Here is a 14,014-nt window from a genome sequence, read left to right as displayed (position 1 = left end):
TTGAGGCGAGAAGCAGCCATCTCGACCGCAAAATCAGCTCGCTAGGGAGATGACGGCCCAGCCTACGCCAGATCGACATGAGCCGCGAAAAAAATCCGGCAGGCAGGCGGGGCTATTGCCGCAGCAAGATCAGGGGATCGGCGGTATCGGGAATGCGCCGCCATTGCGCGTTGTCGTCGGCCTCGAACTGCCAGGCCTCGCCGGATTTCGACATCAGGATAATCTGGCCGCGCTCGAGCCGCCATTGCGTCGGGTTGAACTGCGCGATGGCCGCATCGCATTTCGGCTTGAGGAAGACCTGAAAATTGTCCTGATCCGCTTCCGTGTTGGTCAGCGTCAGCCCGCAGACGGGCTGGCCGTTGCCGCGCACCATGGCCCAATCGCCAATCATCTGGTCCATCGACTTGGCCATCGAGCGGGCGGCGGCGAGGTCTTGCAGGATGTAGACGCCCTCGCCCTGTCGCAGGCCTTCGAAGATGCCGGCTTCGACCTCGGTGAAGTCGATCACGGCTTCACCGGTCGCATCCTGCAAACGGACGATGTCGAGGCCCTTGAGGCTCCAGGCCACGATATCCTTGGTGAAGGGCAGCGCGGTCTTGCAGGCCGGCTCGAGCTCGAGCTTGAAACCCTGCGCCGCGGCATCGCCTTTCATCGTGACGACGCAGGTCTTGCTGCGTTCAGTGGTCGAGAGCTCCCACTGCCCGATCATCTCCTTCTTCAGGGTCGTCGCGTCCTGCGCATGCGCAGGACTGGTCTGAGCAAGGCCGATCGCGGCAAGACTTGCCGCGATCGCCAACGCGAAGACCCGAAGCGCGATCATCAGCGACCCTTGACCGGCGTTTCCGCAACCGGCGTCAGCGGCGCCTTGCCGCCGAACCAGGACTTGAGATTGTCGACCACGAGCTGGTCCATCGCATTGCGCGTCACCACCGAGGCCGAGCCGATATGGGGCAGCAGGATGACGTTCTGCATGGTCTTGAGCTCGTCCGGCACGTTCGGCTCGGCCGCGAACACGTCGAGGCCAGCAGCGAGGATGGTGCCGGATTTCAGCGCCTGGACCAGCGCTGGCTCGTCGACCACAGAGCCGCGCGCCACGTTGACCAGCACGCCGCGCGGCCCGAGCGCTTTGAGCACCTCGGCATTGATCATCTTGTTGGTGCTGGTACCGCCGGGCACGATGACCATCAGCGTGTCCACTGCCTTCGCCATCTCGATCAGGTCGGGATAGTGCTTGTAGGAGACGTCCTTGGACGGATTGCGGGTGTGATAGACCACGGGCACCAGCGAGGCGTCGAGCCGGCGCGCGATCGCCTGGCCGATCCGGCCCATACCGACGATGCCGACCTTGCGGTCGCGCAGCGAGCCGACGCTGAGCGGATAGTTCTGCGTCTGCCAGAGCCCCGAGCGCACGTAGCGGTCGGCCTTGATGAATTCACGCAAGGTGGCGAGCAGGAGGCCCATCGCGACGTCGGCGACCTCCTCGGTCAAGACGTCGGGCGTGTTGGTGACGACGATGTTGTGCTCGCCGGCATATTTAGCATCGACGTGGTCGTAACCGACGCCAAAACTGGCGACGATCTCGATCTTGGGCAATTGTGACAGCGAATCCTTGTCGGCGCGCACCGTGTGATAGGTCACCGCCACGCCGCGGATTTTTTCGCGGACCGCCGGCGTCAGTCGCTCGAGGTCGCCTCGCGTCTCGGCCTTGTGCACGACGAAATGATCGGAAAAACCGTTCTCGAGGATCGGCCGCACCGGCCCATAGATCAGGAGGTCGATCTTGTCGGACGAAATCGAACCGGCGGTCATCAGTTTTCCTTTCCAAGCGCGCTCTCGTGCCAGCGCCGTAAAACGAGGTGGGAAACTAGCGCCAGCACCCCATAGATGACAATCCCGGCCAGCGATAACAAAAGCAGTGCCGCGAACATGCGAGGTATGTTCAACCGATAGCCGGATTCCGCGATTCTGTAGGCCAGCCCGGAGCCCGCACCGGCCGTTCCCGCCGCAATCTCGGCCACGACCGCGCCGATCAGCGACAGCCCGCCGGCGATCCGCAGGCCGCCGAGGATGTAGGGCAGCGCCGCCGGCAGCTTCAAAAAGCGCAGGGCTTGCTGTGGCGAGGCGCCATACAGCTGGAACAGGCCGGCGAGATTGCGGTCGACCGAATTCAGCCCAAGCGTGGTATTTGACAGCACCGGGAAGAAGGCGACGATGAAGGCGCAAACGACGACCGCGGTCTGCTGCTCCAGATAGATGAGAAGCAACGGTGCAATCGCTATCACCGGCGTCACCTGAAGCACGACGGCGTAAGGGAACAGCGAATACTCCACCCATTTCGACTGGTTGAACAACAGCGCCAGCGCGATGCCGCCGAGGCTCGCCGCTACAAAACCTTCCAGCGTGGTTAGGAGCGTGGTCGCGAGCGATTGCGACAGCACCGCCCAGTCCTTGATCAGCGTCAGGAAGATGACCGACGGCGCCGGCAGCACGTAAGGCGGGATGTCCTTGATGCGGACCACGAGTTCCCAGGCAACGAGGCCGGCGGCGAACACGATGACGGGCAGCACGAAGCGCACCGCGCGTTGCGCGCTGGTCGGCCTGGCCGCGATGGGGGCTTGCGCGTTCATAACATCGACTGCCCCGAATAAGACGGCGCCAGCGCGGCCGACACTTTCCGGCAATAATCGGAATAGGCGGCCGAGGTGCGAAACTCCTCACCGCGCGGCTCGACCGTCTCGATGCGGATGTCGGCCTGGATGCGGCCGGGCCGCGCCGTCATGACCACCACGCGCTGGGACAAATAAACGGATTCGAACACCGAATGGGTGACGAAGATGATTGTCTTGCGAAGGCTGCGCCACAGCGCGAGCAAATCGTTGTTGAGACGGAAGCGCGTGATCTCGTCGAGTGCGGCGAACGGCTCATCCATGAGAAGGATATCGGGATCGGTGACGAGCGCGCGCGCCAGCGACACGCGCATTTTCATGCCGCCGGACAGCTCGCGCGGAAAGGCGTCGGCAAAATCCGCAAGCCCGACGCTCGCCAGCGCTTCATCGGCACGCGCACGCCCTTCAGACTTCGGGATGCCGCCAAGCTTCAGCGGCAGCCGCACGTTCTCGCGCACGCTGGTCCACGGCATCAGGGTCGGCTCCTGGAACACGAAGCCGATGCCATGACCTAGCTGAACATGGCCCGGTTGGACCTCGCCTTCGTGGCGCGACACCCGCACCGTGCCGGCCGAAGCTGCGCTGAGCCCTGCGATCAGGCGCAGCGCCGTCGACTTGCCGCAGCCGGAGGGCCCGAGCAGCGAGATAAATTCGCCCTTGCGGACGGCCAGATCGAGCGGGCCGAGCGCCATGATGCCATTGTCGTAAATCTTCGTCACGGCGCGCAGGCTGACGGCCAGAGCCGTCAGGCCGGACTCGACCCCGGACGAGGTTTTGACTGATGACATGGACCTTGCGTTACGGCTTGGCGGGGCGCAGCTCGACGCCGACGCCCTTGTTGACGAAACGCAACGTGTAGGACTTGCGGAAATCGAGATCGGGTTTCACGACGCCTGCCTGCACCATCTTGTTGAAGAAGGAGGTGTAGCGATCATCGCTCATCGCGCCGATACCGTTCTTCACGGACTCGCCGGAATCGACGATGCCGTATTCCTTCATCTTGGCGACGGAATAGGCGAGCAGCTCGTCGGTCATCTCCGGATTGAGCTTCTTGATCATGGCATTGCCGGCGGAATTGTCGCCGTAGATGTAGTTGTTCCAGCCGACGATGGAGGCATCGACGAAGCGCTGCACCAGGTCGGTTTTCTTGTCGACCAGGTCGCGGCGGGTCTCGATCAGGGTCGAATAGGTGTTGAAGCCGGAATCGGCGAGCAGGATGACGTTCGGCTTGAAGCCCGCGGCCTTCTCGACGGCGAAGGGCTCGGAGGTGACGTAGCCCTGCATCGCGCTCTTGGGGTTGGCGATGAAGGGTTGCGGGTTGAAATTATAAGGCCGTACGTTCTTTTCGCTAAAACCGTATTCGGACTTCAGCCACTGGAAGTAGCTGGTCATGCCCTCCTTGGAGACGAACAGCGTCAGCGGCTTCAAGTCCTCGATCTTGGTGACCTTCGCATCCGGCTGCGTCAGCATCACCTGCGGATCTTTCTGGAAGATCGCGGCAATCGTCACCACGGGGACGTTGTTGGCGACCGCATCGAACGACATCAGCGTGTTCGCGGCCATGAAGAAATCGAGCTTGCCGGCGATCAGCAGCATCCGGTTGTTCTCGTTCGGCCCGCCGGGAACGATGGTGACGTCGAGGCCGTACTTGTTGTAGGTGCCGTCGGCAACCGCCTGGAAGAAGCCGCCATGCTCGGCCTCGGCGACCCAGTTGGTGCCGAAGGTGACCTTGTCCAGGGTCTCGGCACGAACCGGGACCGCCGAGACGAAAGCGGCCATCAAGCCCGCCGTTAACGCTCGCCGCAGATGAGAGGGGCTCATAATGGACTCCGTCGATCGCTTCTGGCCCAATCGCTTCTGGCTCATGCCAAACCAACGCGATAAAACCGCAAGACATTCGGGGACACGAGCCGGCCAGGCCCGCGTCCCCTCGAGGACCCAAACTACGTGACAAATTCGGGCAAAGAAACCTCCAAAGAAAACGCCAAAGAAACCTCGATGACGCCTTCCCGCCACTGGACCGAGATCCGCTGGGCCGACGCGGGCCCGCAGGATGCGTCGCGCTGGATCGCGGTGCTGCCGCTGGCAGCGACGGAGCAGCACGGCCCGCATCTGCCGCTCGAGACCGACGTGCTGATCGCGGGCGCCTATCTCGCGCGCGTGCGCGAGCTTTTGCCCGCAAACATTCCGGCCAGTTTCCTGCCTGTCGAACCGGTCGGCATTTCCACCGAGCATATCGACTATCCTGGCACGCAGACGCTGCCGACTGAGGTTGCGCTGAAGCGGTGGACCGCAATCGGCGAGGACGTCGCGCGGCGCGGCGTGAAAAAGCTCGTGATCATCACCAGCCATGGTGGCAACAGCGCGGCGATGATGCTGGTCGCGCAGGATCTGCGCGCGCATCAAAAACTGTTCGTGGTGACGACGTCCTGGTCACGCCTGTCGGGCGCGGACAAACTGTTCCCAGCCGACGAGGTGCGCCACGGCATTCATGGCGGCGCAATCGAGACCTCGATCATGCTGGCGCGCTATCCCGATCAGGTGCGCAAGGATGCGATCGCGGATTTTCCCGCAAGCAGCATCGCGATGGACGAGGAATTTCGCTGGCTGTCGACACAGCGGCCCGCGCCGTTCGCCTGGCAGGCGCAAGATCTGCACGCCAGCGGCGCGATCGGCAATGCGACGCTGGCCGTGCCAGAGAAGGGCGACCAGCTCCTCGACCAGGGCGCGCGCGCCTTCTGCGAACTGCTGGCTGAAGTCGATAAATTCGACGTGAACAGGCTCGCCAAGGGGCCGCTCGGCTAGGCGTCATCATCCTGGAATCATTCAGGAAAGAGCCGACCTTCGCGGCTACCTGGAGCGCCTTCGAACCGGTTTCGGCAAGCCTCCGTCCAATGGGGCACGCGGACCACAACGGACCGCCTCAACCCGGATGGAGTTTCAAATGTCGATCAAGACCAAGATTGCCGCCGTCGCTCTTGCGGCCCTCACTGTTACCGCTGGCGTCGCTTCCACGACTTCGACCGCACAGGCCAAGCCGTACGGCTGGGGCTGGGGTGTCGGCGCCGGCATCGCCACCGCCGCCATCGTCGGCACCGCGATCGCCGCCAGCAACCAGTCCTATTACTCCGGCTATCACCGCTGTGGCTGGGTCGCCCAGTACAACGCCTTCGGCCAGTTCGTTGGCAACGTTCGTACTTGCTACTGATTTGAGTATCTGAGGCCGATCTCACGTGGATCCCGCGTCCGACACGGGCGCCTCATCCACCCCGTGTCGTGCCCCCGACCCCGCCCGGCTGTCCCCCCGGGCGGGGTCATCCATTTTGGCCCCCCGGGAATTTGTTGCAGTCTCGTCACATAACGGTGCGAACCATCACCTGCGAAATCCTGCATTAGTTGCTATTGCGAATTATTAGCAATAAGGTTCGCAACGACCGCAGGGACTTGGGACGAAATCGCGTCGCGTCGGGATCATCTCGCCGGACCAGGCGACTAACCGGAACCTGATGACAGGAGCGCCGCGAATCGGCAGGGATGTCGGGGCGGCTGGGTACATTCGCGTCTTGGGGGCGTGCGTTTTGACGTTGAAAGGGCACCGACACCAGTTGTTGCGGACGGCGGCGGCAATCGCCGTCGGCGTGCTGATCCTGCCGGATGCGAGCTTTGCTGCCGACCTGCCGCTGAAGGCACGTGCCGCGAGAACCGTCTACGACTGGACCGGCTTCTATGTCGGCGGCCATTTCGGCTATGGCGATGCGGGCTTCGGGCCCGGCACCAATCCGCTACCAGAGCAAGGCGTCGTCCTGCCGCACAGCGCTACCGGGCTCACCGGCGGCTATCAGCTCGGCTACAACCGACAGCTTTCCAACCGCGTCGTGCTCGGCATCGAAGCGGATTCGACGTTCACCGGACCGCTGGACGGTCCGGCGCTCGCGCGCTCACCGGTGCCCTTCAACACCACGATCGACTATGTCGGCACCGTGCGCGGCCGCGTCGGTTATGCCTTCGACCGGTTCATGCCCTATGTCACCGGCGGCTTCGCCTGGGGGCATACACATATCAACATCAATGATGGCGACGGCGTCACAGAAGTTTTCCCGGTTGGCCACTACCAGGCCGGGTGGACCGCAGGGTTAGGCCTCGAATACGCCGTTAGCGGCAACTGGACCGCCAAGGCGGAATACGAATATGTCGACCTGTCGCGCCGGACTTACGATCTCAGCGGCTTTGGCCTCGGCAGCGTCAACGTCGATCCGCGCATCCATCTGTTCAAGATCGGCCTGAACTATCAGTTCGGCGACACGCCATGGATGCCGGCGGTCAATGGAAAACCCAGGCTCCCTGACTCCGGCGACTGGAACGTCCACGCCCAGACGACGGTACTGCCGCAGGGCTATGGGCCGATCCACTCGCCCTATGCGAGTCCATTGAGCTTGCCCGGCAGCGGCCAGTTTCAGGCGACGTGGACGACGACGGCGTTCCTGGGTGCGAGACTCTGGGACGGCGGTGAGTTCTATTTCAACCCCGAGCTCGCGCAGGGCTTTGGCCTCAACGGCACGCTCGGACTGGCCGGCTTCTCCAACGGCGAAGCGCAGAAGGCCGGCGCGGCATTCCCGAAGATCCGGGCGCAGCGCTACTATTTCAAGCAGACGTTTGGGCTCGGCGGCGAGCAGGAAGCGGTCGACGACGCGCCGAACCAGCTTGCCGGCAAGCGCGACATCGACCGTGTCACGCTGATTGTCGGCCGCTTTGCCGTCGGCGACTTCTTCGACGGCAACTCCTACGCAAAGGACCCGCGCGCCGACTTCATGAACTGGGCGATGTGGTCATCGGCCGCGTACGACTTCCCCGCCGACCTGCCCGGCTATACCCGCGGCGGCGTGGTCGAACTCAACCGCAAGGATTGGGCGATCCGCGCCGGCGTGTTCCAGGTGCCGTCCGCACCCAACAGCGACGTACTCACCTTCAAGACCGGCGGCACGGTGGTCGAGTTCGAGGAGCGTCATGCGATCTTCGAGCAGCCCGGCAAGCTGCGCGTCGGCGTCTTCGCCAATAGCGGCAACACCGCCAACTATCGCGAGGTGATTGACCTGGCCGCTGCGAATCCGGCGCTCGACATCAACGCCATCGCCAACGCGACCCAGCGCGACCGGCTCAAATACGGCTTCTACGTCAATCTCGAGCAGCAGATCGTGGGCGACGTCGGACTGTTCGCGCGCGCAAGCTGGAACGACGGCCAGAACCAGATTCTTTCATTCACCGACATCGACCGCAGTCTCTCCAGCGGCCTGTCGATCAAGGGCAGTCGCTGGGGGCGCCCGGACGACACCATCGGCGTCGGCGGCGCCATCAACGGCCTGTCGGCCGCGCATCGCGACTTCCTCGCCGCCGGCGGCTTCGGTCTCCTGATCGGTGACGGCCAGCTCAACTATCGCACCGAGCGCATCCTCGAAGCCTACTACGCCTATTCGGTGGTCAAGGGCGTCACCCTCACCGCCGACTATCAATTGATCACAAACCCGGCCTATAACGCCGACCGTGGGCCGGTCTCGATCTTCTCAGGCCGCCTGCACGCCGAGTTCTAGCCCAAGATTCTGGTTCAAGATTCTCTAGCCCGAGGGCGGGCCCATGAAGCCGAGAGATAGCCGCACGGCCGCGATCGGCCGGGCGCTCAGCCCCAATGTCTGGGATGTGGTCGCACTGGTTCTGGTGATCGGCGCCATGGTGCTGATCGTCTATGGCGGCGAGCAGACCGTCGCACCCCTGTCCGAGCTTGAACGCACGCCGGTCTCGCTCGATCCGGCGCATCTGCCGCTCTACGCGCTGCGCACCGTCTTGCGGATGCTGCTTGCGATCGTTTGCTCGACTGTCTTCACCTTCATCTACGCGGCGATCGCCGCCAAGAGCCGGCGCGCCGAGATGGTCATGATCCCGGTGCTGGACATTCTCCAGTCGGTGCCGATCCTGGGCTTCCTCACCTTCACCGTCGTCTTTTTCATGAATCTGTTTCCGAACCAGGTGCTCGGCGCCGAGCTCGCCTCGGTGTTCGCGATCTTCACGAGCCAGGCCTGGAACATGACTTTCAGCATGTACCAGTCGATGCGGAACGTGCCGAAGGACCTGGAAGAGGCCACCCAGAGCTTTCATCTGTCCGGCTGGCAGCGCTTCTGGCGGCTCGACGTGCCCTTCGCGATGCCGGGACTGATCTGGAACGCAATGATGTCGATGTCGGGCGGATGGTTCTTCGTGGTCGCCTCGGAGGCGATCACCGTCGGCAACACCACGGTGACCTTGCCGGGCGTCGGCTCCTATGTCGCGCTGGCAATCCAGCAGCAGGATTTGCCGGCGATCATCTACGCCATCCTGGCGATGCTGCTCGTCATCATCGCCTATGATCAATTGCTGTTCCGACCCATCATCGCCTGGGCTGACAAATTCCGGTTCGAACAGACGGCTTCCGGTAACCCACCGACCTCGTGGATGCCCGACCTGTTTCGTCGGACCAGGGCTCTGCGTGCCGTGACGCTGCCGTTTTCTGCCATCAACCGCGCGGTCTCGAATTTGCGCATCTCGCTGCCAAAACTGCGGCCATCGGCGAACGGCAAAAGCCAGCCGTCACGACTGATCGACGGGGTTTGGCTTGCTTTCATCCTCGCAGGCACGGCCTATGCCGCCTGGCTGACCTATCGCTATCTCTCGGCCAGTCTCGGACTGCCCGACGTCCTCGTTGCGATCCGCGACGGGCTGATCACGCTGTTGCGCGTCATCATCCTGATCAGCCTCGCCACGCTGATCTGGGTGCCGATCGGCGTCTGGATCGGGCTGCGCCCGAAACTCGCCGAGCGGATCCAGCCGCTGGCACAGTTTCTGGCGGCCTTCCCGGCCAACCTCGCCTTTCCCTTGTTCGTGGTCGCGATCGTCCGCTTCAAGCTGAACGCCAATGTCTGGCTCAGCCCGCTGATGATCCTCGGCACGCAATGGTACATTCTGTTCAACGTCATCGCCGGCGCCAGCGCCTTTCCGACCGACCTGAGGGAAGCGGCGGGCAGCTTCCACCTCGGGGGATGGCGCTGGTGGACCAAGGTGATCCTGCCTGGCATCTTCCCCTATTACATCACCGGCGCGATCACGGCGTCCGGCGGCTCGTGGAACGCCTCGATCGTGGCGGAGGTGGCGAGCTGGGGCGACACGCACCTCAATGCCACCGGGCTCGGCGCCTATATCGCCAGTGCGACGGAGGCCGGCGATTTCCCGCGCGTCGTGCTCGGCATCGCCACGATGTGCATCCTGGTAACGTTGTTCAATCGTCTGGTTTGGCGACCGCTCTACGCCTTTGGCGAACGCCGCCTGCGTCTCGGTTGATGAGGAGATCATCATGCTCGACCAACCCTCCGCTCTCGTCGATATCCGCGGCGTCTGCCGGTCCTTTCCCAAGGGCAGCGGCGAACAGCTCCTGGTGCTTGAAAAGGTCGACCTCACGATCCGCTCCGGCGAGATCGTCGGTCTGCTCGGCCGCTCCGGCTCAGGCAAGTCCACCTTGCTGCGGATCATCGCCGGCCTCGTCACGCCCTCCTCTGGCAGCGCGACCTGCCGCGGCGAGGCCATCGTCGGCCCGCCGAACGGCGTTGCCATGGTGTTCCAGTCGTTTGCACTGTTTCCCTGGTTGACGGTGCTCCAGAACGTCGAGCTCGGGCTGGAGGCACTCGGTATCGAATCCGCCGAGCGGCGCAAGCGCGCACTCGCCGCGATCGACCTGATCGGCCTCGACGGCTTTGAGTCCGCCTTTCCCAAGGAGCTGTCGGGCGGCATGCGCCAGCGCGTCGGCTTCGCCCGTGCGCTGGTGGTGCATCCGGATCTCCTGCTGATGGACGAGCCCTTCTCGGCGCTCGACGTGCTCACCGCCGAGACGCTGCGCACCGATCTGATCGACCTCTGGATCGAGGGCCGGCTGCCGATTAAATCCGTGTTGATGGTGACGCATAACATCGAGGAGGCGGTCCTGATGTGCGATCGCATCCTGGTGTTCTCGTCCAATCCCGGCCGCGTCGCCACCGATATCAAGGTCGAGCTGCCCCATCCGCGCAACCGACTCGATCCGTATTTCCGTCAGCTCGTCGACAACATCTGTGCCCGTATGACCCAGCGCGCCGAGCCGAAGGCGCCTTCGATCGAGGGCATTCCCGGCACCGGGATCGGCATGACCCTGCATCACGTCTCGTCCAACGTGCTGTCCGGCCTGATCGAGACGCTGGCCGCGCCGCCCTATCACGGGCATGCCGATCTGCCCGTGCTTGCAAGCCAGCTCCAGTTCGAAGCCGACGAAATCCTTCATCTCGGCGAGTCCCTTCAGCTGCTGCGCTTTGCGCAGCTCAGCGAAGGCGATCTGATGCTCACCGACGCAGGAAAGCGCTTCGCCCATCTCGAGACCGATGCGCGCAAGAGGATGTTCGCCGAACATCTCGTCACTTACGTGCCGGTGATGGGATTGATCCGCCGCGTGCTCGACGAACGCCCCTCGCATACCGCGCCCGCGGCACGGTTCCGCAACGAGCTCGAAGATTACATGTCCGAGGACTATGCCGACGAGACGCTGAAGACCGTCGTGTCCTGGGGCCGCTATGCCGAGCTGTTCGCCTATGACGAGCAGTCCGAGACCTTCAGCCTGGAAAACCCCGGCGAAATTGCTTGAGCCTGGCTTTGGCTGGAACCGGGCAAAGCGCGCGCCGCGCTCTGGATTAAGCGGCTCAGAACAGCAGCGCAACGCCCGAGACGCATAGCAGCGCGAGCACGATTTTGCGGAACGTGCCCTCGTCGATCCGGCCAAACAGTTTTAGCCCCAGCCAGGTCCCGGCAAACAGGAACGGCAGGCCGAGCGCGAACAGCTTGGCCGTCTCAACCGTGAACGATCCCCTGGCGCCCAGCATGAGCGCGGCCATGACAAACACAACGACCGCAACGGGCTGGAACGTGGCACGCTGAAGGTCCTTCGGCAGGCCGCGCAAATTGCACCAGATGGTGATGATGATGCCGGCAAGGCCGGTCAACCCGCCGAGCAGACCGTTGACGAACCCCACCGCGATATCGGCGGCGGGAGGCACGGCGGCCGCGACCTTGAGCTTCGGCCGGAGCAACGCATAAAGGCTGTAGGCGATCAGGATCGCCCCAACCGCGATGCGGACGCTCTTCGGATCGGCCCAGGTCAGAAGCGCCACCCCGACAGGCACGCCCGCAACGGCGCCGATCATGAAGGGCCACAGCCGGCGCCAATCGATTGCGGCGCGCAACTTCCAGACCGAGTAGCCCTGCACCAGAAGGCCGAAGCCGACGATCAGGCTGGCGCTCTGGAGCGGCGTCAGCACATAGAGCCACAACGATGCTGCGACCAGGCCGAAGGCAAAGCCGGACAGGCCCGCGACGAACGCGCCGGCGAAGGTGGCTAACAGAAAAAGCGGAAGCTCGATTGCGATCCCGTCCATTGCTCGCTCCATAAATCAGCGAGCAGCGCTTGCGTGGGAACACCACTTGACGGGAAGGCTGCGACATCCCCGGACTGCAAGCTTAGGAGAAGTTGGTTCCCTCTACAATGGCCCTCCCCTGACGCGGTGCGACAATTTGGTCGGAACAGGCAATATACGCTGGGAGTTCATATATAAGAGGTTCGCTCCGGCGTCCGCCGGCCCGCATATCCCTCCCCCTGCGCAAAATGTTGTCCGTCGAACTTATCATCGTTGTCGTCTTGATCCTCATTAATGGCCTGCTGTCCATGTCGGAGCTGGCCGTGGTCTCGTCACGCCCGGCGCGGCTGTCGCTGCTCGCCGCCAAGGGCGTGCGCGGCGCCGAGCGCGCGCTGCTGCTTGCCGCCGATCCCGGAAGATTCCTCTCGACGGTGCAGATCGGGATCACGCTGGTCGGCGTGCTCTCGGGCGCGTTCTCCGGCGCGACGCTCGGACAGCGCCTGACGCAATGGCTGGTCGAGCTTGGTCTCTCGGCCGGCATTGCCGACGTCGTCGGCGTCGGCATCGTCGTCACGCTCATCACCTATGCGACGCTGATCGTCGGCGAGCTGGTGCCAAAGCAAGTCGCGCTGCGCGATCCCGAAAGCATCGCGGTCAAGGTCGCCCCCGCGTTGGACGTGCTTGCGAAGATCTCGCTGCCGCTCGTCTTCCTGCTCGATCTCTCCGGCAAGCTGATCCTCGCGCTGCTTGGCCGCGGCGGCAAGGCCGAGGAGAAGGTGTCGGAGGACGAGATCCATCATCTCGTCAGCGAGGCCGAAAGCGCGGGCGTGCTGGAGTCGGGCGAAAAGGAGATGATCGCGGGCGTCATGCGGCTTGGCGACCGGCCGGTCGGCGCGATCATGACGCCGCGCACGGAGGTCAACGAGATCGATTTGAGCGACGCTCCGGAAACCATTCAAGCCATCATCGCAAAGAGCCCGCATTCGCGCTTTCCCGCCTCGAACGGTGATCGCGACAAGCCGATCGGCGTGCTCCAGGCCAAGGACCTGCTGGTCGCGTATATGAACGACCGCACGCCGGATCTGCGGGCGCTTGTCCGCGAAGCGCCGAGCATCCCGGCATCAGCGGATGCCCGCGACGTGCTCGCGATCCTCAAGGCCGCGCCGGTTCATGTCGGTTTCGTCTATGACGAGTACGGCGCCTTCGAAGGCATCGTGACGACGGCTGACATTCTGGAATCGATTGTCGGCGCCTTCCACTCCGAGGAAGGCCCGCCGGAGCTGGCCTACGTCAAGCGCGCGGACTCCTCGCTGCTCGTCTCAGGCTGGATGCCGGTCGACGAATTCGGCGATCTGCTCGGCATCGAGCTGCCACCGCACCGCTACCACACGGTGGCGGGCCTCGTGCTGCAACAATTCAACGTGCTGCCCAACGTCGGCGACGCCTTCGATTTCCGCGGCTGGCATATCGAGGTGGTCGATCTGGATGGGCGCAGGATCGACAAGATCCTGGCGACCAAGCGGAGTGAGCAAGCGGAGTGAGCCGGCGGCGGCGTGCGTTGTGAGCGCGGGCGACCGCAGACCCCTCACCCCAACCTCACCCCGATCCGCCTTTCCTTGCGCCAGACCACGGAGCAGGGCAAATGCGCTCCGTCGGCCTTGATCGACAGGGTGAAATGCTCGGCGATGCCGACGGGGCTGGAGACGTCGAGGGCGGCGCCGGTGTTCGAGAAATTGCGGACGGTGCAGTCGATCGCGCCGCCGCCGAACTCGATGGTTCCGGCTTTCAGCACACGGTGCCTGGATTTGTCGCGACGCTCGTCCATGGCGCCAATTTACACCCGAAGCTGACACAGACGTTAAAGCTCTACCCTGCCCCCAGTGAATTTCCGCC

General features: G+C 63.7%; 13 protein-coding genes. 6 read left to right on the top strand and 7 right to left on the bottom strand.

Annotated features, from left to right (window positions below; translation table 11 throughout):
- Window positions 1-112: 112 nt before the first annotated feature.
- Genes ACPPVR_RS04485 through ACPPVR_RS04465 form a run of 5 tightly spaced genes read right to left on the bottom strand, consistent with a single transcriptional unit; the run spans window position 113 to window position 4,487 of the window.
- A complete protein-coding gene (locus ACPPVR_RS04485) occupies window positions 113-820 on the bottom strand; it encodes an AprI/Inh family metalloprotease inhibitor (protein ID WP_426613060.1) in 708 nt (235 codons plus the stop codon).
- Window positions 820-1,809 (bottom strand): 2-hydroxyacid dehydrogenase, encoded by a 990-nt coding sequence (locus ACPPVR_RS04480; protein WP_426613059.1) that lies wholly within the window; start codon window positions 1,807-1,809, stop codon window positions 820-822. The genes ACPPVR_RS04485 and ACPPVR_RS04480 overlap by 1 nt, the downstream gene beginning before the upstream one ends.
- Window positions 1,809-2,627, bottom strand: a complete 819-nt coding sequence (locus ACPPVR_RS04475; protein WP_426613058.1) for an ABC transporter permease — start codon at window positions 2,625-2,627, stop codon at window positions 1,809-1,811. The genes ACPPVR_RS04480 and ACPPVR_RS04475 overlap by 1 nt, the downstream gene beginning before the upstream one ends.
- A complete protein-coding gene (locus ACPPVR_RS04470) occupies window positions 2,624-3,454 on the bottom strand; it encodes an ABC transporter ATP-binding protein (protein WP_426613057.1) in 831 nt (276 codons plus the stop codon). The genes ACPPVR_RS04475 and ACPPVR_RS04470 overlap by 4 nt, the downstream gene beginning before the upstream one ends.
- Before the next feature lie 10 nt (window positions 3,455-3,464).
- Window positions 3,465-4,487, bottom strand: coding sequence for an ABC transporter substrate-binding protein (locus ACPPVR_RS04465; protein WP_426613056.1), 1,023 nt, complete (start codon window positions 4,485-4,487; stop codon window positions 3,465-3,467).
- Window positions 4,488-4,664: 177 nt separating this feature from the next.
- On the opposite strand from ACPPVR_RS04465, the gene ACPPVR_RS04460 reads away from it, so the two are divergent.
- The 5 genes from ACPPVR_RS04460 (at window position 4,665) to ACPPVR_RS04440 (ending at window position 11,355) form a co-directional block, all read left to right on the top strand.
- Window positions 4,665-5,471: a creatininase family protein gene (locus ACPPVR_RS04460; RefSeq protein ID WP_426613055.1), complete on the top strand. Its 807-nt coding sequence runs from the start codon at window positions 4,665-4,667 to the stop codon at window positions 5,469-5,471.
- 139 nt (window positions 5,472-5,610) lie between these two features.
- Window positions 5,611-5,874 carry a hypothetical protein gene (locus ACPPVR_RS04455; RefSeq protein ID WP_426613054.1) on the top strand — a complete coding sequence of 88 codons (264 nt, stop codon included), beginning with the start codon at window positions 5,611-5,613 and terminating at the stop codon, window positions 5,872-5,874.
- A 370-nt stretch (window positions 5,875-6,244) separates the two neighbouring features.
- On the top strand, window positions 6,245-8,251 hold the full coding sequence (locus ACPPVR_RS04450) for a carbohydrate porin (RefSeq protein WP_426613053.1): 2,007 nt from the start codon (window positions 6,245-6,247) through the stop codon (window positions 8,249-8,251).
- 43 nt (window positions 8,252-8,294) lie between these two features.
- A complete protein-coding gene (locus tag ACPPVR_RS04445) occupies window positions 8,295-10,028 on the top strand; it encodes an ABC transporter permease (protein WP_426613052.1) in 1,734 nt (577 codons plus the stop codon).
- A 13-nt stretch (window positions 10,029-10,041) separates the two neighbouring features.
- Window positions 10,042-11,355 carry an AAA-associated domain-containing protein gene (locus tag ACPPVR_RS04440; protein ID WP_426613051.1) on the top strand — a complete coding sequence of 438 codons (1,314 nt, stop codon included), beginning with the start codon at window positions 10,042-10,044 and terminating at the stop codon, window positions 11,353-11,355.
- 55 nt (window positions 11,356-11,410) lie between these two features.
- Here ACPPVR_RS04440 and ACPPVR_RS04435 read toward each other — a convergent pair whose 3' ends face one another.
- On the bottom strand, window positions 11,411-12,142 hold the full coding sequence (locus ACPPVR_RS04435; RefSeq protein WP_426613050.1) for a sulfite exporter TauE/SafE family protein: 732 nt from the start codon (window positions 12,140-12,142) through the stop codon (window positions 11,411-11,413).
- A gap of 227 nt (window positions 12,143-12,369) precedes the next feature.
- Between ACPPVR_RS04435 and ACPPVR_RS04430 the strand changes: the two genes are divergently transcribed.
- On the top strand, window positions 12,370-13,662 hold the full coding sequence (locus ACPPVR_RS04430) for a hemolysin family protein (protein WP_426613049.1): 1,293 nt from the start codon (window positions 12,370-12,372) through the stop codon (window positions 13,660-13,662).
- Between the two features lie 44 nt (window positions 13,663-13,706).
- Here the strand turns inward: ACPPVR_RS04430 and ACPPVR_RS04425 are convergent, their stop codons facing one another.
- A complete protein-coding gene (locus ACPPVR_RS04425) occupies window positions 13,707-13,946 on the bottom strand; it encodes a PilZ domain-containing protein (RefSeq protein ID WP_426613048.1) in 240 nt (79 codons plus the stop codon).
- Between the last annotated feature and the right edge of the window lie 68 nt (window positions 13,947-14,014).

Origin of the sequence: Bradyrhizobium sp. McL0616, from assembly GCF_049993385.1 — a bacterium.
Taxonomy (GTDB): domain Bacteria; phylum Pseudomonadota; class Alphaproteobacteria; order Rhizobiales; family Xanthobacteraceae; genus Bradyrhizobium.
This window is presented reverse-complemented; position numbering and strand designations above follow the sequence as displayed.